Below are 17,812 nucleotides of genomic sequence, written 5' to 3' on the forward strand. Positions count from 1 at the left end.
GAACGGGCGGACCACCTCGCCCCACCACCGCAGCCTCGGGTCCAGCAGTACGGCAGCAGGGCCGCTCATCAGCCATGCCAGTCGAGCCCTCAGCGCAGGGGCGGTTATCCGAATTCGCCCATGAACGGGGTTCGATCCTGCGACTATACGTACAGGGGCTCAGGGGCACAACCAGCTCAGCCCACGGGGGAACAAGACTTGTGCGGTATGAGCATCGATCCGCGCTCGCACACGCCGGTCTATGTGCAGCTCGCTGACCTGATCCGCGAGCGCATCGAGTCCGGCGAACTGGCGCCCGGCACGACGCTGCCGAGCGAGGCGCGGCTGACCCAGGAGTACGGCATCGGCCGCGAAGCCGTACGGATGGCCGTGTCCCTGCTCCGCTCCGAAGGCTTGGTCAGCACCATCCGGGGCCACGGCACCCGCGTACGCGAGACCCCCGACCGCACAAAGGCCGAGTTGCCTGCGGGCGGGTCAGTGGTTGCGCGAATGCCAACAGGCAGGGAGCGTCAAGACATGCACCTCGACGAAGGGGTGCCCGTGCTCGAAATCCGTCACCCAAAGGGTGAGGTAGAAGTTCAGCCCGGCGATCAGGTCGAGCTGATCCGCCCGAAGACGACTTGAACCAGACCTTCCGGCCCCTCCTGGCTCACCTCATAATCCCGAGCGATGACGAACGAGCGGAGAATCGGCACGCCGGCATACATGTCAAAGGCCAATGGGTCTACCTGCACCAACGCGGAATCCACGACGATCCCGAGCATGGCTGACCAGCACGCCCGCCGGCGGGCCAAAAGGTCCGAGGGCGGCCGACCACCGGCTTTTCGATCCCGATACCTACAAGCAGCGTCACGCCGTGGGGTACGCATCAACGACTCAAACGCAACCGGGCCGTTGTCACCCGTTTCGACAAGCTGGGCTTCTGCTACGAAGCCACGATCCACCTCGTCGCCATCAACGAATATGGCTGTGACTGACTCCGACGCAGGCCCTAGTGGCCGCGGGAGGCGGCGAAGGTCCATACACCCTTTTGGCAAAGAACATCACTAGACCAGGGACACCCGGCTCAACGAACATCAATCACGCAGGTCGGTACATTTGAGGCAATATAGACGCCCAGCGACAAGGCCTCAGGCTGCGGGGCGCTGACACAAGCACGGCGCCGAGGGTCGCAACAGGGGTGTCGGTCCTGGTAAAGTCACCGCTTCCAGTTCAAGGTGCTTACTCTGACAACATTCAGTTGCCCGACTCTGAGGAATGAGGACTAGCCCAATGGGGCAGACCCCCGCAGAGTGGCTTGAAAGTCAAGCCGACAGAACCTTTGCACGACAGCGAGCACAGATCGACACCGCCAAGCTATTAGCTACGTTCGCCTCGGCGACCGCAGCTACACTCGCCGCATCCGCGCTGCAAGTAGGGAAGGTAAGCGCCCTAGACTTTATTGCTACGATTCTCCTCGGCACCTCATTCGTCGCAGTGATTCTAATTATCCTTTTCGACAGGATCACGGAAGCGGATCAGGCCAGGGTTCTTGAACTCTCCCACTTACATGGTTGGGACGAACAAAAACTCCTCACCGAACTACGCGCAGCGACGCTAAAGGCAGCGAACGCCAATGTAGCTGTGGTACACGCAGTACAGTGGACGCTAGGGATACAGATCGCATTCGCCGCCACCGCAGGTGCGATAGCAGCCGTCTCGTTGCTGACGCAAGGAACGCAGGACTAGGTGTAGGGTGGATAGATGGGTGATGAAGCACCGATTCGCGTCGTTGGTTGGGGTTTTATACCTATTCCAGGCGAGCAACGCCGATGGAAGCGCGCGGAAGACGCTGCCCGACAACTCCTAGAACTCGCAGACGCCGCTGCGCGAAAGCGAAGCCCGCGAAATCACGCGACTCAGGACAAATCAGACGGCCTCAGCGGCACAGAGCGGGCGGATACAGCAGACCCACCAGTCACTCCCCCTGCCCCGCAAGTGCATCTAACCGAGAACATTTCCGAACGCCAGGAAGATAGAGTACGCGAGCAGGACCAGGAGGGCCAAGAATTAGTTCTGGCAACTTCAGCCCAAGAAGTGCAGCGACTGAAGTTCATCTACAATCTACCTGCAATGGAACAAGGTGCACGGAAACCCGGGGCGACCGCGAATACAATATCCCCGGTACTCAAACCGGCGGAAATAGTTGACGGAGCAATAGCTGTCGCAAGGAATGACGTCGGGGATTCCACGGATCTGACAATACCGACCGACAACAGAGACGAAAGCGCACGACGTCTAGTACGAGGCGCACAGAGTCAGGCCCAGAAGGGTGAATTGACGCACGCCCTCCAACTTTTCGAACAAGCCTTAACAATCGACCCTTCGAACAGTCTCACATTGTACAGCTTCGCCAATTTTCTAGGCGACGAGATGCGAGATCCAAACCGCGCTCGCGACATTTACGAAAAGGCCATCGAACAAAATCCGATTGACCCTGATTTGCTTGGCAACTTTGCAATTTTCGCGGAAACCAAGCTTCACGACGCCGCGCTTGCCGAACGACTATACTCCCGTGCGCTATCGATCGATCCGCAGCACACGAGAAATCTCGCAAACTTTGCCGACATGCTCGCGCAACAGCAAGACTACACTCAAGCCCAGGAACTTTTTGAAAGGGCAATCCATACAGACGGAAGCATCGCCCGCGCCCTCGAAGGATACGCTCGTTTTCTCGCCGATCACCTGCGAGAATTTGCACGCGCTCGCGAATTGTACGAACGAGCAGTTGAGGTCGACCCGACCGATCCCGACCTGATCGGAAACTTCGCCAACTTTGCGGATACCAAACTCCGAGATACCGATCTCACCGAAAGACTTTACGTTAAAGCATTCGAGATTGACCCTAACCATGCCCTCAATCTTGCCGGCTTTGCCGAATACCTGGCAGACAAAGGCGAACAAGATCGTGCGCGCGAATCGTTCGAGCGTGCCATTTCAGCGAAACCTCTCAGCGGCTGGGTACTCGAGAGCTACGCCCGCTTCCTTGCTAGCAAGGCACACGATCTCGTTCGCGCGAGAGAAGTGTATGAGAAGGCGATTGAAATCGACCCAGATGACGAAGGACTGATAGGGAACTTTGCAATCTTCGCCGCAAACAGCCTTCGCGATACCGCCCTAGCGAGATCACTATACACGCGAGCACTTGAGGTAAATCCACGACATGCCAATAACCTCGTCAACTTTGCGCAGTTCAATGCACGCACAGGGGAACTCGAACAAGCTGTCGAACTGTTTGAGCGCGCCCTGGTGGAGCATCCCCACAGCAGCTTAGTAATGGCCGGTTATGCCGGGATACTAGGCTCGCATACAACGCAATATACCAAAGCGCAGGAGATGTACGAGAAAGCAGTTCAAATCGATGCCAACAACCCCGATCTTCTCGGTGATTTTGCAGCTTTCACCGAAACCCATATCCGTAACACCGATTTAGCTAGAGATCTTTACCGGCGCGCACTAATAGTAGACGGTGCACATGTAAGAAATTTGCTCAACTACGCGAATTTCCTTTCGCGCCAAGGCCATACGCATGATGCGCAACTGATTTTTGACGAAGCAATGACAGCTGATCCCGGCGGGATCGCAACACTGTCTCGGTACGCATGGTTCCTAGCCGACCAACCAGGAGAGGAGGGTCGCGCTCGCGAGCTATTCGAAAGCGCGATCGCAACCAACCCGAACGACCCGAACCTCATCAGCAACTTCGCAATTTTCGCCGAAATAAAACTTCATGACTTCGATCTTGCCGAGCAGCTCTTCACGCAAGCATCAGGAGCCAATCCAGGACACCTCGGATCACTCATCGCGTTCGCTGATTTCCTCGCGGAGCGAGGGCGACGTAACGAAGCGCACGAACTGTTCGACCGTGCGGCTTCGATCGCTCCCGTCAATAGCTGGGCCTTAGAGCGCTACGCGCAGTTCATGGCCAGCGAAATTGGCGGGGTCGATCGTGCACGAGAACTATTTGAACAGGCTCTTCAGGTCGATCCCAAAAGTCATAGTCTAATCGCAAGCTTTGCTAGCTTCGCCGAGACCAAACTTCGTGACCTCGAACTTGCCAAGCGTTCTTATTCACGTGCACTGAAGCTAGCACCGTCACATGCTGTTACGCTAACAAATTTCGCTAACCTAGAGGCCCGCCTCGGCAATCTTGACGACGCCCAGGAACTATTTGAACGAGCGATAGAGAGCGGGCGCACCAACAGTTCGGTACTTGTTAGTTACGCTCGGTTTCTCGCCAACCAAAAGACAGACCCAGATCGGGCACGCGAGCTATTTGAGAAGGCTATTGAGGTCGATCCTCGCAACCCAAACACAATCGGCAGTTTCGCCGTGTTTGCGGAGACAAAGCTTCAAGATGACGATCTCGCCGAGACGCTCTACACGCGTGCCTTAGAAATAGATCCAAGGAATGCAGGTAACCTAGCCGACTTCGCCGACTTCCTTGGCAATCGCGGTGCCCATGAAAAAGCACGGGAGTTATTTGACAGAGCGGTGACGTCGGACCCCTCCAACAGTTGGGCTGCCGAGAGCTACGCACGCTACCTAAGCAGCATTCCAGGAAAACTGGATTCCGCTCTCGATCTTTACAAAAATGCGGTCGAGGCTAATCCGAACGATGCCAATTTAATTGGTAATTTCGCGATATTCGCCGAAACGAGGTTAGGCGACCCCGGGCTTGCAGAGAGGCTGTACGATCGCGCCCTAGAAGTCGATCCAGGGCATGTCAATAATCTTGCCAACTTCGCCGAACTGCTTGCGACGAGAGGAGAAATGGGCCGGGCACGTGCCCTATTCGAGCGGGCGCTGGCCGAACGTGCAGCTAGTCCAGATATTCTCGGTCGCTTCGGCCTCTTCCTACATCACCACCAAGGTCAATTGGAGGCCGCCCTTGAAGTTCTTGAGCAGGCATGCAGCTTCTCTCCCCCGGACCCCAACAACCTTGTTAATCTTGCACAAGTACTTTTCATAATAGGAGAAGATCTTAGGGCGACTGCGCTGGTGGCGAACCTGCTAACACAAGAGATCGAGGCTAGCATACGCCTGGAGAGTGAATTTTACTGGTTCGCGCACGTTGAGCGAGGCCCCGGCCGCGCATTAGGAGTCGTTAAGCAACTACTTTTACAAGGGATTCTTTCCGAGGGCTGGCCACTCAATCGCAACGTCGAGGTCGCTATCGCAAACGGACATCGATCTCCACGCCTCTTGCAGAAGATCGCAAGCGCAATTGCGGGCAGTGAGCCAATAGCCACCCTTGAAGAATTTGGCGAATGGACGGATATTGCTATCGATCCAGATCGCGAGGCCACATGAGCGACACGCTCATTCATTTCAGCGCAAGCTGCGGCAGCGCGCATCGTGGTTTGTTCTTTACTTCACCTGGCTGTAATCGTAGATTGCATTAGTGGTTGAGCTGGGGCGGGGGATTTACGAGCGTCTGATCACGTACGGGCTGGCTGGTCAGCTCGACGGGATCGGGGCTGAGCTGGTGGAACGTGCGGATCTTGATCCGGTGGACGCGCACGAGGTGTTGAGTCGGCATATTGCCGCGCTGACCACTCGGGCGTTGCGGGCGGTCGGTGGCTCCGACAGGGAGAAGCTTGCTCGGCAGGTGGCGATCGCGAACCAGATCGCCGGGGCGATCGAACGGATCGACCCGGACGCCGTTGACGGCGCTGACCAGGTGGCTGACGTACACAAGCTGCTCACCGCGATCGCGGACCCGCCCACCCCGCCGGAAGTGCCGAGGTTTCCCGTACGGCCACGCACTCCCCTGTCGACCGGGGCGCTGCTGGTCAACGGGCGGGATCAGCCGCGCATCGGGCACGAGGTGGCTACCGAGATGGCGTCGGCCGACGAGGTCGACCTGCTCTGTGCGTTCATCAAGTGGTACGGGCTGCGCCTGGTCGAGCGCCCCCTGCGGGAACTGATCGAACGTGGTGGCCGGGTCAGGGTCATCACCACCACCTACCTCGGCGCGACCGACCAACGTGCCCTGGACCGGCTGGTCGAGTTGGGCGCCGAGGTCAAGGTCTCCTACGAAACCCGAACCACCCGCCTGCACGCCAAGGCGTGGCTGTTCCGCCGTCACAACGGGGCCAGCACCGCGTACGTCGGATCTTCGAATCTCTCGCAGGCGGCGCTGGTCGACGGCCTGGAGTGGAACATCCGGGTCTCCAACCTCGAACAACCGTCGGTCATCAACACGTTCGAGGCGACCTTCACCGACTACTGGAGCGATCCCGCGTTCGAGGACTACCAGCCGGGGCGGGACGGCGACCGGCTACGTCGAGCGCTCCGCAACGAGCACACCGGCGGCGCGTTCACCGACTCCGACATCCAGATAACCAACATCGACGTCCGGCCGTACGGCTACCAGCGCGAGATCCTGGCCGACCTCGCCGCCGAACGGGTAGTCCACGGGCGCTACCGCAACCTGGTGGTGATGGCGACCGGCACCGGCAAGACCGTCGTCGCCGCCCTCGACTACCGCGAACTGCGCCGGGACAAGACCGTCGAGTCACTGCTTTTCGTCGCGCACCGCAAGGAAATCCTGTGGCAGAGCCGGTCGGTCTTCCGGCATGTGCTGCGCGACGGCAGCTTCGGTGAGGTCCTGGTCGGCGGCGAACGGCCAACCCTGTGGCGACACGTCTTCGCCTCGATTCAGTCGCTCGACCGCCACGAGATCGACCCGACCCGCTTTGACATGGTCATCGTGGACGAATTCCACCACGCCGACGCGCCGATGTACGCCCGGCTGTTGAAACACGTGCAGCCGCGCGTACTCCTGGGGCTGACCGCGACCCCGGACCGGGCTGACGGCGGCGACGTGCGGCTGTGGTTCGGCGGACACGCGGCTGTTGAACTGCACCTGTGGGAGGCGCTGGAGCGGCAGCTGCTCGCGCCGTTCCAGTATTTCGGGCTGCACGACGATGTTGACCTGTCGACGCTGACGTGGAAACGCGGGCAGGGTTACGAGGCCGCCGACCTCAACCGGGTCTACACCGGCAACGACGCCCGCGCCCGCACGATCCTGCAAGCCGTACGCGACAAGGTCGACGTCAACAGCATGCGGGCGCTCGGGTTCTGCGTCAGCATCAAGCATGCCGAGTTCATGGCGGACTGGTTCACCCGGGCCGGTGTGCCGGCACGGGCCGTGACCTCGAACATCACCGACCGACAGCCGATGATCGACGCGTTCAAACGCGGCGAGGTGCGGGTCCTGTTCACCGTCGACGTGTTCAACGAGGGTGTCGACCTGCCGATGGTCGACACGGTCCTGATGCTGCGCCCGACCGAGAGTGCCACCATTTTCCTCCAGCAGCTCGGCCGTGGGCTGCGCCTGGACGACAACAAAGCGTGCCTGACCGTGCTCGACTTCATCGGTGGGCAGAACGCCAACTTCCGCTTCGACCTACGCTGGCGGGCGCTGACCGGGGTCAGCCGGCGAGCGGTCGAAACCGCCGTACGCGAAGATTTTCCCACCCTGCCCAGCGGCTGCCACATCGAGCTGGACCGGGTCGCCAAGGACATCGTGCTGGCGAACCTGAAAAGCGCGCTGCCCAGCTCGACCAAGAATCTCACCGCCGAGTTGCGCCAACTCGGTGACGTGAGCCTGGCCGAATACCTGCGCGAAACCGGGCTGGAGGTCGAGGACCTCTACCGGCGCAAGAGCATCGGCGGCTGGGCCGGGCTGCGTCGGCTCGCCGGGCTGGACACCGGGCCGGCCGGGCCGGACGACAGGGTACTCGGGCCGGCGATCGGTCGGATGCTGCACCTGGACGACCCGGACCGGCTCGACCTGCTGCGGCAGATCGCCGCCGGTGAAACGCCGGCCTCCGGACGGCTGGTCGACCTGATGCACCTCAACCTGTTCGGGCCGAAGGTGGCGGTCGGCGAACGGGAGCAGCGGCTGATCCGGCTCTGGTCGGAACACCCTGATCGGCGGGCCGAGTTGGGGCAGCTCTACGAGGTGCTGCGGGAACGGATGCATCGAGTGGTCGGCCCGGTGGCGTCGCCGACCGTTCCGCTGCGGGTGCACGCCAGGTACAGCCGCAACGAGGTGTTGGCGGCGTTCGGCGTACCGGACGCGGCGTCGATGCGGGAAGGGGTGAAGTGGGTCGAGGCGGAGCAGGCCGACATCTTCTTCGTCACCCTGCGCAAGTCGGAGCAGCACTACTCCCCCACCACCATGTACGCCGACCGCGCCATCACCCCGGAGCTGTTCCAGTGGGAGTCGCAGAGCACCACCTCGGTGGCCTCCCCGACCGGGCAGCGCTACATGAACCACCGGGAACGCGGGTCGAGCGTGCACCTGTTCGTACGCGAGTCCAAGGAACGTGACGGCGACCTGGGCGCCCCGCCGTACCTCTACGCGGGGCCGATGACGTACGAGGGACACACCGGGAGCCGGCCGATGCGGATCTTCTGGCGCCTCGACCACGAACTCCCCGCCGACGTCTTCCACGCCGCCCGCGTCATCGCCGCCTAACCCACCCCTCTCTTCGGCGATCTAGGGCAGATGGTGGTGACTGGAGATTGACTCACACGTATTTGCCCTAGATCGACGAGGAGAGAGGGGCGGGCACGGTGTGCGGGCGGTTATGACCAGGCGCCGGTCGCTGCCGTCTGGGTGGCGTAGGTGGCGAAGTCGGTCGGGTTGCGGTTGAGGAGGCGGGTTACGGTGTCGGTCGGCTCGGCTAGGTGGCCGTCGCGCATTCCGGTGAACATGACGTTCAGGGCGGTGGCGACCTCCTCCGGGTAGCCCTCGGCGAGCAGTTCCGCCCGGTACTGCTCCGGCGTCAGCTCGTCGTACCGGATCGACTTTCCGGCGGCCTCGGCGATCGTCGCCACCGCCGTGGCGAAGGTGAGCGCGCGGGGGCCGGAGAGGTCGTACACCTGGCCGTGGTGGCTGTCCGAGGTGGTCGTCAGCAGGAGGGTGGCGACGTCGGCGATGTCCCGGGTGTCGATGAACGGTTCCGGGGTGGAGCCGATCGGCAGACCCAACCGGCCGTCGCGCAGCGGTTGGTGCCACAGGTCCTCGCTGAAGTTCTGGTTGAAGTTGTTCGGCCGGACGATGGTCCATTCGACTCCGGAGTCGCGTACGGCCTGCTCGGCGGCGAGCATGCCGGGTGAGAAGTCGCCCTCGATCTGGTCGATGCCGCGTCCGGAGAGCGCCACGAACCGGCTGACGCCGGATTTTGTCGCCAGCGTGACGAACTCGCCGGCCTCGTCGGGGCCCTCCGGGGCCATCAGGTAGACCGCCGAGGTCCCGGATAAGGCCGGCTGCCAGGTGTCCGGGTCCGACCAGTCGAAACGCACCTCGCCCGAGCGGGAAGCCGCCCGGACCCGCCGGCCCGACGCCCGCAGCGCCGGTACCAGCCGGCGTCCGATTTTGCCGGTGCCGCCGATGACGAGGATGTCGTTCGCGTCTGCTGTCATGGTGACCAGTCAACCGGCTCGGCGACGGACAGGACATGGGCAGCCGTACGCCGGGCATGTCCGATCGTCCGCGACCTATGGTGAGGTCATGGACCCGTTCGACGATCTGCTGCGCGGCGTACGCGCCGACGGTGCCGCCTTCGGGCGGTCGGTGCTGTCACCGCCGGGGGCGTTGCGTTTTGTCGACGGCGCACCCCTGACGCTCTGCGCGCCGCTGCGCGGCGAGGGTTGGATCACCCACCCGAGCAGCGACAAGCCCCGCCAGGTGAGCCTCGGCGAGATCGCGGTCGTACGCGGACCGGAGCCGTTCGTCTTCTCCACCGAGCCCCGCTCGGACTTCCGGCCGGGAGAGGTCCGGGATATCCACTGTGGGCAGTCGCGGGTGACCGGAGCGGTGGACGCGGATCCAGCCGAGCGGATGGTGTTGCTGGCCGGGGCGTACCACGTGCAGGGGCGGGCGCCGCAGCGGCTGCTGGGGATACTGCCGCCGGTGCTGGTGGCGACGGACGACCACGACTGCGCGTCGCTGCGTGACTATCTGGACGCGCAGCTCGGCAACTGTCGGCCCGGTCGGCAGATCGTGCTGGACCGGATGTTGGACTGGTTGCTGGTCTGCACCCTGCGGGACTGGTTCGACCAGCCGGACGCCGAGCCGCCGGACTGGTACCGGGCGCTGGGTGACGAGACGGTGGGGCCGGTGCTGCGGGCGATGCACGAGGCGCCGGACCGACCGTGGACGCTCGCCTCGCTGGCGGCGCGAGCCGGGGTGTCGCGTACGACGCTGGCGAAACGGTTCACCGGGCTGGTGGGTGAGCCGCCGTTGACGTACCTCACCGACTGGCGGATGGCGTTGGCCGCCGACCTGTTGACGGAGTCGACGGCGACGGTGGCGGCCGTGGCGCGCCAGCTCGGGTACGCGGACGCGTTCGGGTTCAGCGCGGCGTTCAAGCGGGTGCACGGGGTGAGCCCGAGCGAGCACCGTCGGCTGGTGGATTCGGCGGCCGAACACCGGAGCGCCAACCCGGTCACGTCGCGAATGTGACGGGGTGGCACTCGGTCGGGTCGGCGGTCACCGGGTCGCGCGTCCGAACCGGGATCGGCAGGGCACCAAAGGACCGCGTACGTCATCGATCACGATGGGCTGTGCTGCTCCGCTGGTCGGAGGCGACGAGGAGTGATCGCTTGCAACAGGGCCCCTACCTCGTCGGCACGCTGGTTCACGGGGCCGTACGGGTCGTCGGTGAGCTGGTACCACCACAGGGCCGGCTCGGTGCTCCACTGCTCGACGCCACTGATCCGCCCAGCGGCGTGGAGTTGCCGGAGGCGATGCTCGCCACCGATCGCGGCCAGGTGCTTCGAGCCGATCAGGTTTCCCCAATGGACCCCTCGGGTCATCACGTCCAGTCGGGTTCCATTCCATGCGGCGCCGTGGCGATTCTCGTACTGGGAGCGGTCCGTCATTCGCCACGAAGAGACACCCACGTAGCCGTGTGCGACTTCGAATCGGGTACTCGCCTGTTGTAGCAGGTCCACCATGTGCGCCACGCCGCCGATGCCCGCCTCCTCCAGCAGCGACCTGCCGACCTCCAGCACGATCGTCGCCGGGTGGCCGTCGGCGAGCGGCCCGGTCAGGTCGCTGAACTGGTCCCGCAACGTAACGGACACGTCCAGCCCAGCCTGGTAGTGGCTCCACGCGCCCTTCCCGTTCGACCGAGTCAGACCGGCGGAGAACTCGCGCAGTTCCCCACGTCGGAGGCGGTCGAGCGCTTGCTGCCAGCCCTCTTCGTCGGCGGCGGCCCAGCACGATTCCTGTTCCGTCGAGACCACGTGCAGGTTCAGTGCTGCGCCGTAGGCCGCGCCGGAAAACGCCTCGCCCGTCGGATCGATGATCAACCTGTCACCGAACCGACCGGCGACCGGAGCGATGACGGTCTCGCGTACGTCACTCAGCCACTCGGCCAGTGCAGCCGCGCGGGCCAGCAGGTCGTCGTAGGTGAACAGGACAAGGGCCAGGCGCTGCTCTGGCGCCCGGTTGAACCGAAGATCGAAACCGTAGTCGTACGTGTCCGGCTCGCGTTCGGTCATCATCCGGTGGCGCCGATCGCTCGGGGCGGTGACCGGCTGCCCGACGTTTTCCCGGGCCCAGGCGATTGCGGACATCTCGTCGGCGGTGGCTTGCTCGGGCACGAGCACCCATGCTCCGAGTTCGGGCAGCCCGGCTGGCTTGCCCAGCGCCCCGTGCCAGCCGAACAGCGATATCGCCGGGTCGGAGCCGAGGAAGAGGCGCCACGGCGACCAGCCCGTCAGTCCTCCCACGGGCACCTCGTTGCCGGAGTCGGCGATCACGCAACCGGGCTTGCCCCACTCTTCCAGCTCGAAGCGCCGTACGAAGCGGTCCCAGGTGTCGCTGTCGTGCCGGAGCGGTGCGGCCAGGAACATCCGCCTCGGTCGCTGCGGCAACAGCGCCGGGTCACCGTCGGCCAGCCGTACAGCGACCGGGTCCGGATGCTCCAACCGGTCGATGATCTCCCCGAGCGACATCGACGGCGTCTCGGTCTCTCCCATGTCCTGTGCCTCCGTTCTCACAGCGAGCGCGCGAAGCCTAACGGCGACCGCCGACACCACCGCACCGGACCGGGAGGCCGGGAGTGCACGGGCGCCGGCCCGACACGTCTGCACGTGCCGGGCGTGGCGCTCGGTCGGCGCGGGTGTCAGGCGTTGGCGCGGCGGGTCTTGATCGCGCTGTCGACGATGTCCCAGAAGACGACGATGGCGGTGATGGCGACGCCGAGGGTGGTGACGGTGGTGAGGTTGTCGTCGTCGCCGAGCCAGTCGAAGCGGTCGGCCAGGGCCGGGTTGAGCAGCCGGTCGGTGTGCAGCAGCCAGATCACCGGGAGGGTGAACGCCAGGTCGAGCAGGACCTTGACTCCGAACAGCGGCCAGGTGAGGCGCCCGATCCGGTACTTGACGATCTCGAAGACCAGGCCGGCGACCAGGACAGTGATCAGGGCCGGGAGCCAGGACGTCCACAGCGCCGGGTCGATGATCGGGATGTTGGTGCCGTCGGTGGTCTCGACCCAGGACCGGAAGTGCTGCCAGGGCAGGTAGGCGAGGAGCAGGCCGGTCATGACGACGACCGCGACGGTGTCGGTGAGGCTCACCTGACGGTCGACCGGGGCGTCGGGTAGCTGGTCGACGGTCCAGTCGGGCAGGTCGAGGTTGGGCTTGGCGCGTTCGGCGATGGCGAATGCGACGGTGACCCAGAAGCCGATCTGGACCGCCACCTCGACGGCGGTGCCGATCCCGGAGCCGATCACGCTACCGACCGATCCGCCCTCGGCCGCGTTGACCACGGCGACGATGGTGCCGGCGAGGGCCGGTACGAAGCTGAGCAGCAGCCGCAGCAGTCGGGCCCAGGCCAGGTAGTAGGTGGGGCCGATGAGTTGCAGCCGGCGGTCGGCGTAGCGGGCGGCGAGGCGCTCCGGGTTGCCGAGTTCGGTGAGCACGTCGCGCTCGGCGGTGGCGGGGTCCTGGCCGTTGCCGGCCCGGTCCTCGATCATGTCCTCGATCGAACCGCGGAGCTCGGCGGCGATCTCGTCGCGGCGTTGCGCCGGCACGGATACCAGGGTCGCGGCGAGGTAGCGGTCGGTGAGGGTGTTCATCGGTCGGCTCCTTCGATCAGCCCGGTCATGGAGGTCTGGATGGCGGCGAGGTCGTCGAGGAGTCGACCCAGGATGGTCTCGCCGTCCTCGCTGGTCCGGTAGAACTTGCGCGGCCGGCTCTCGTCGGTGTTCCACTCGCTGGTCAGCAGGCCCTGTTCCTCCAGGCGGCGCAGCAGCGGGTAGAGGGTGTTCGCGTCGACCGGGAAGCCGTGCTCGGTCAGTCGTTGGAGCAGGGCGTAGCCGTAGCCGGGTTGGCGCAGCGCGACCAGGCTCGCCGCGACCACCGTGCCCCGCCGGAGTTCCTGGAGGTGCGTCCGGAGGATCTCATCGCTTGCCATGCGTCAAACTATAGTGTGTGCCACACAGTGTTGTCCATCGGGACATCATTGTCTCCCTCAAGGACATTGGGTCAGCCCCGGACCATGGCTCCCACCTGCTGTTCCTCCTGCGGCAACGCACGACGCGTACGGACCGGGGAGCAGAAGACGGGCAGGAAGGCGGTGGCCATCACGGCGGCGCCGACCCAGAGCGTGACCCGTACGCCGGTCAACTCGCCGATCAGACCGGCCACCGCCGCGCCGAGCGCGAGCGCCCCGGTGAGCACGAACCGGAAGGTGGCGTTCATCCGGCCGAGCAGGGCGTCGGGCGTCATCCGCTGACGCAGGCTCACCCCGAGCACGTTGTCCAGACCCGTCTTGAACAACGCCAGCACCCAGCCGGCCCCGGCCAACCACAGCCACGGGCCCCGGTCCAGCAACGCCACCAGCAGCCCGGCCGGGGCCAGGCAGATGCCGGCCAGGCCCAGCGTGCGGCCGTACCCGAGGCGGGCGGCGATCGGGCGGGCACAGCTGGCGCCGACCAGCAGACCGGCACCGCCGGCCGCCCAGAACAGGCCGAGCGCACCGGCCGGCAGACCGAGCTGGCCGACGATCAGCACCGGGAGCATGGTGTTGACGATCTGCGAACCGAAGTTGCCCAGGGCCGCGGTGAGCGCGAGCGCCCGCAGCTCCGGGTTGCCGAAGACGTGCCGCAGTCCCGCCCCGATCTGCGCCCCGAGCCGGGTACGTCGCTGCGGCGGCGGTGGGGCCGGCGTACGGCGCAGAGCGGTGAGCCGCACCGCCGAGGCCAGGTACGCCAGCGCCGTACCGGCCACGGCGAGCGGGGCGGTGAGCAGCTGGACGAGTGCTCCACCGACGCCCCGCCCGGCGACGTTGGCGGCGGCGATCAGGCTCACCACGGCCGCGTTCGCCCGGACCAGACCGTCGCGGCCGACGAGTTGCGGCAGCACGCTCTGCGAGCCGATGTCGAAGAAGACGGTGGCGCAGCCGCCGAGCAGGACCACCAGGTAGAGCTGCCCGAGGGTGAGCGCGTCCAGGGCCCAGGCGATCGGGACGGAGGCGTACAGGATGGCTCGGGCCAGGTCGGCGACGATCAGCACCCGGCGCTGCCGCAGCCGGTCCACCCACGCCCCGGCCGGCAGTCCGATCAGGAGGAAGGCGACGGTGCCCAGCGCGGCGAGCGCGCCGACCTGGCCGGGGCTCGCGTCGAGGGCGGTTACCGCGATGAGGGGTACGGCGACGTATCCGACGTTGGTGCCGAGCTGGCTGAGGATGCCGGCGGTGAACAGGACGCGGAAGTCGGGGACCCGCCAGGGTGAGTGGGGTTGCACGGTGCTTCCGTTCGATCGTCGGGGTGACCGGGTGCCGGAGCGGGCGGCAACACCGGAGCGGGCGGCGGTACCGGAGCGGGCAACGCCTGCCGGGTGCGGGTCAGGCCGACGCCGACGAGCACGACCGCCATGCCGGCGAGGATGCGCGGGTTGAGCGGTTCGTCGAGGACCAGCGCACCGAGGGCCACCGAGACGACCGGCAGCAGGTAGCCGACGGTGGCGGCGGTGACCGGGCCCTCGGTGGCGATGAGCCGGGCGTTGAGGTGGAAGGTGACCCCCGTACCCAGGGTGCCGAGCACGACGACCGCGACGATCGCGGTCAGGGTGGGTGACGACGGGCCGGCCGATCCGGCGGGCAGGGCGAGCGTGGTGAGGCCGGTCGCGGTGAGCAGTTGGGCGGCGGAGAGGGCGAGCGGCCCGGTCGGTCGGCCGCTCAGGTGCCGGGCCATGTAGGCGAAGGCGACCGCGTAGCTGGCCGCCGCGGCGAGCAGCAGCAGGGCGCCCCAACTGGTCAGGCCCGCCTCGTGCCAGGGCGCGAAGATGAGCAGGGTGCCGGCGAAGCCGAGCCCGAGGCCGGCCAGCCGCAGCGGGCGCGGGTGGCGTTCGCCGCGCAGGGCGAGGGCGATCAGCAGGGACCAGAGCGGCGTGGTGGCGTTCAGGACCCCGGCCACACCGGAGTCGACGGTCTGTTCGCCGACGCTGAACAGGAAGAACGGCAGGGCGTTGCAGAAGAAGGCGGCCACCACCAGGTGCAGCCAGGTCCGTCGGTCGCGCGGGAGGCGCTGGCGCGCGGCGTACGCGAGCGCCAGCAGGACGGCCGCGCCGAGGGCGCAGCGGATGACGGTGATCTGGAGCGGGGTCAGGCCGCCACCGAGCGCGACCTTGATCCAGAGGAAGCCCGAACCCCAGAGCAGGGCGAGGACCGCCATGCGTACGAGGGTTCCGCGCGAGCCGCCGAGCACCGTTCGCCTCCTGGGGGTGGACTGGTGTTCACCGTGTCCCGGAAGCAGGTGTAAGACAAGCGAAAAGATTTGCACGGAGCGTTAAGGTGAGCTACATGCTTGACGTACGACGGATGCAGTTGCTCCGCGCGGTCGTGACCAGCGGTTCGGTCAGCGCGGCCGCCCGCGACCTCGGCTACACCCCCTCGGCGGTCAGCCAGCAGATCACCGTGCTGGAGAAGGAGGCCGGGCTCGCGCTGCTGGAGCGGACCGGGCGCGGCGTACGCCCGACCGACGCCGGCCGGCTGCTCAACGACTACGCCGCCGCCATCGGTGAACAGGTCGCCGAGGCGGAGACCGCGCTGGCCGACCTACGGGCCGGGCGCACCGGTCGGCTGGCGGTCCGCTACTTCGCCACCGCCGGGGCGAGCCTGGTCGCACCGGCGGTCGCCCTGTTCCGCCGCGCCCACCCCGGCGTCCGGGTGCAACTGCGGTTGGGTGAACCCGAGGACTCACTGCCGGAGTTGAAGCAGGGCGGCGCCGACCTGGCGATCGTGGTCGCGCCACCCGACCGGTCGACCGACGACGGGATCCGGTTCACCCACCTGCTCGACGACCGGTACGTCGCGGTCCTGCCCCGGGGGCACCGGCTCGCCGCGAAACGGGTGCTCGACCTGGGCGACCTCGCCGACGAGCCGTGGGTCGGCAGCGAGTGGCCCGGCCCCTGCCTCGACGCGGTCCTCGACGCCTGCACGGTCGCCGGCTTCCGCCCCGATGTCGTGGTGCAGAGCGAGGACTACGCCACCGCGCAGGGCTTCGTCGCCGCCGGACTCGGCGTCAGCCTGGTGCCGGAGATGGGACTGGGCAACCGCCACCCCGCCGTTGTCGTACGCCGGGTCCGCAACCCGGTCCCGGTGCGGGTCATCTACGCCGCCGTACGGGAGTCGTCCCCGGACCGGCCGGCGCTGCACACCCTGCTCGACGCGCTACGGGAGGCGGCGACAACGAACGCCCGGCCGTGAGAACCCGGCCGGGCGTCCGGAACCGATCAGCAGCCGACCGGTTACTCAACCGGTCGCGGAACCCGGTCCGACCGCCTCGCGGGACCGACGCTCCCGTGGTGGCGGGCTGAGCACCACGTCGACCACCCGGCCCAGCCGCTGCGCGATCGGCGTCCTCGTCGCCGAGGTCAACCGCTCGCGCAGCACCGGCACCCCGTCACCGGTCAGCTCGTCCAGCGCCGGGATCCTGCCGCCCATGGCCAGCACCAGCGCCTCGGCGCCGCCGCGTACGACCGGACCGGTGCCGTGGTCCCAGCCGGCGTCGTCGGCCACCAGACGCAGTCCGCGCAACCGGCCGCCGAGCGCGAAACCCGGCGACGGCTTCGCCGCGAGATGCTGGTACGCCACCCACAGCCGTTCCTCGGGAACAATTCGCGGAATTCCGAGTGGGCGGCGAATGTCGAGATCGTGCAACACGATGTCGGCGAGCACCGGATCGTATCCGGATCGGGGAATCGTGGTCCTGGATCGCGACCCGCGACGCAGTTGTTCGATGATCGCGGCGGTGGGTCGGCGGGCGTACCAGCGGGTCAGCGCCAGGTTGACCCGGTCGAGATCCGCACCGGTCGCGGCAATGCCGAGGTAGAGCTTCGCCTGGCCGAACCGCAGGTAACTGACCAGGTGGGCGGCGATGTCGTGCATGGTCCACCCCGCGCACAGGCTCGGTGTGCACAGTTGGGCGTCGGTCAGGCCGGCCAACAGGTCCGCGGCCCGCCGACGCTCGTCGACGATCATGTCGTACACCCGCATTTGTCGACGGTATTGCAGTTGAACCCGGCGGCCTTCTTCCAGGTTGCCTGATCCGCTTTTCGAATCGGGTCGTCGGAGCGACAAATACAAAGGGACTCCGCATGGGCGGAGAAGACAGCGTGGGTGGGCCGAGGCGAAGCTTGATCGGACTGCACCGATGGAGCGGTCGGCGTGCTCGTCGCCCGAGCCGTACCGCGAGGGTGACCGGGCGGGCCGGTGCCGCGGCGGGGCCCGGCCCGTCCCCTTCGG

The 17,812-nt window shown here is 65.9% G+C and carries 13 protein-coding genes; 6 read left to right on the plus strand and 7 right to left on the minus strand.

Going from position 1 to position 17,812, the window contains the following annotated elements; all coding sequences use genetic code 11:
• Nucleotides 1–207 precede the first annotated feature (207 nt).
• The 4 genes from ACZ6QQ_RS08950 (at nt 208) to ACZ6QQ_RS08965 (ending at nt 8,530) form a co-directional block, all read left to right on the plus strand.
• On the plus strand, nt 208–624 hold the full coding sequence (locus tag ACZ6QQ_RS08950; RefSeq protein WP_465875345.1) for a GntR family transcriptional regulator: 417 nt from the start codon (nt 208–210) through the stop codon (nt 622–624).
• 648 nt (nt 625–1,272) lie between these two features.
• Nucleotides 1,273–1,728: a hypothetical protein gene (locus ACZ6QQ_RS08955; RefSeq protein WP_465875346.1), complete on the plus strand. Its 456-nt coding sequence runs from the start codon at nt 1,273–1,275 to the stop codon at nt 1,726–1,728.
• A 15-nt stretch (nt 1,729–1,743) separates the two neighbouring features.
• Nucleotides 1,744–5,352, plus strand: coding sequence for a tetratricopeptide repeat protein (locus ACZ6QQ_RS08960; protein WP_465875347.1), 3,609 nt, complete (start codon nt 1,744–1,746; stop codon nt 5,350–5,352).
• Between the two features lie 91 nt (nt 5,353–5,443).
• Nucleotides 5,444–8,530, plus strand: coding sequence for a DEAD/DEAH box helicase (locus ACZ6QQ_RS08965; protein WP_465875348.1), 3,087 nt, complete (start codon nt 5,444–5,446; stop codon nt 8,528–8,530).
• A 110-nt stretch (nt 8,531–8,640) separates the two neighbouring features.
• Here the strand turns inward: ACZ6QQ_RS08965 and ACZ6QQ_RS08970 are convergent, their stop codons facing one another.
• The gene (locus ACZ6QQ_RS08970; protein WP_465875349.1) at nt 8,641–9,480 is read right to left on the minus strand and encodes an NAD(P)H-binding protein; all 840 of its coding nucleotides are present in this window, start codon (nt 9,478–9,480) and stop codon (nt 8,641–8,643) included.
• 88 nt (nt 9,481–9,568) lie between these two features.
• On the opposite strand from ACZ6QQ_RS08970, the gene ACZ6QQ_RS08975 reads away from it, so the two are divergent.
• Nucleotides 9,569–10,522: an AraC family transcriptional regulator gene (locus ACZ6QQ_RS08975; protein ID WP_465875350.1), complete on the plus strand. Its 954-nt coding sequence runs from the start codon at nt 9,569–9,571 to the stop codon at nt 10,520–10,522.
• An 89-nt stretch (nt 10,523–10,611) separates the two neighbouring features.
• On the opposite strand, the gene ACZ6QQ_RS08980 is transcribed toward ACZ6QQ_RS08975, so the two are convergent.
• The 5 genes from ACZ6QQ_RS08980 to ACZ6QQ_RS09000 form a co-directional block, all read right to left on the minus strand.
• On the minus strand, nt 10,612–12,102 hold the full coding sequence (locus tag ACZ6QQ_RS08980; RefSeq protein ID WP_465875351.1) for a hypothetical protein: 1,491 nt from the start codon (nt 12,100–12,102) through the stop codon (nt 10,612–10,614).
• 89 nt (nt 12,103–12,191) lie between these two features.
• A complete protein-coding gene (locus ACZ6QQ_RS08985) occupies nt 12,192–13,142 on the minus strand; it encodes a permease prefix domain 1-containing protein (protein WP_465875352.1) in 951 nt (316 codons plus the stop codon).
• Complete coding sequence (locus ACZ6QQ_RS08990) at nt 13,139–13,480, minus strand: PadR family transcriptional regulator (protein ID WP_465875353.1); 342 nt, start codon at nt 13,478–13,480, stop codon at nt 13,139–13,141. The genes ACZ6QQ_RS08985 and ACZ6QQ_RS08990 overlap by 4 nt, the downstream gene beginning before the upstream one ends.
• A 71-nt stretch (nt 13,481–13,551) precedes the next feature.
• The gene (locus ACZ6QQ_RS08995; protein ID WP_465875354.1) at nt 13,552–14,811 is read right to left on the minus strand and encodes an MFS transporter; all 1,260 of its coding nucleotides are present in this window, start codon (nt 14,809–14,811) and stop codon (nt 13,552–13,554) included.
• Entirely contained in the window at nt 14,697–15,740 is a 1,044-nt protein-coding gene (locus ACZ6QQ_RS09000; protein ID WP_465875355.1) for a DMT family transporter, read from the minus strand. Before ACZ6QQ_RS09000 ends, ACZ6QQ_RS08995 begins: the two co-directional genes overlap by 115 nt.
• Before the next feature lie 128 nt (nt 15,741–15,868).
• On the opposite strand from ACZ6QQ_RS09000, the gene ACZ6QQ_RS09005 reads away from it, so the two are divergent.
• Nucleotides 15,869–16,774, plus strand: a complete 906-nt coding sequence (locus ACZ6QQ_RS09005; RefSeq protein ID WP_465875356.1) for a LysR family transcriptional regulator — start codon at nt 15,869–15,871, stop codon at nt 16,772–16,774.
• Between the two features lie 45 nt (nt 16,775–16,819).
• Here the strand turns inward: ACZ6QQ_RS09005 and ACZ6QQ_RS09010 are convergent, their stop codons facing one another.
• Nucleotides 16,820–17,563: a maleylpyruvate isomerase family mycothiol-dependent enzyme gene (locus ACZ6QQ_RS09010; protein ID WP_465875357.1), complete on the minus strand. Its 744-nt coding sequence runs from the start codon at nt 17,561–17,563 to the stop codon at nt 16,820–16,822.
• Nucleotides 17,564–17,812 lie beyond the last annotated feature (249 nt).

The organism is Micromonospora sp. NPDC049529, assembly GCF_055586685.1.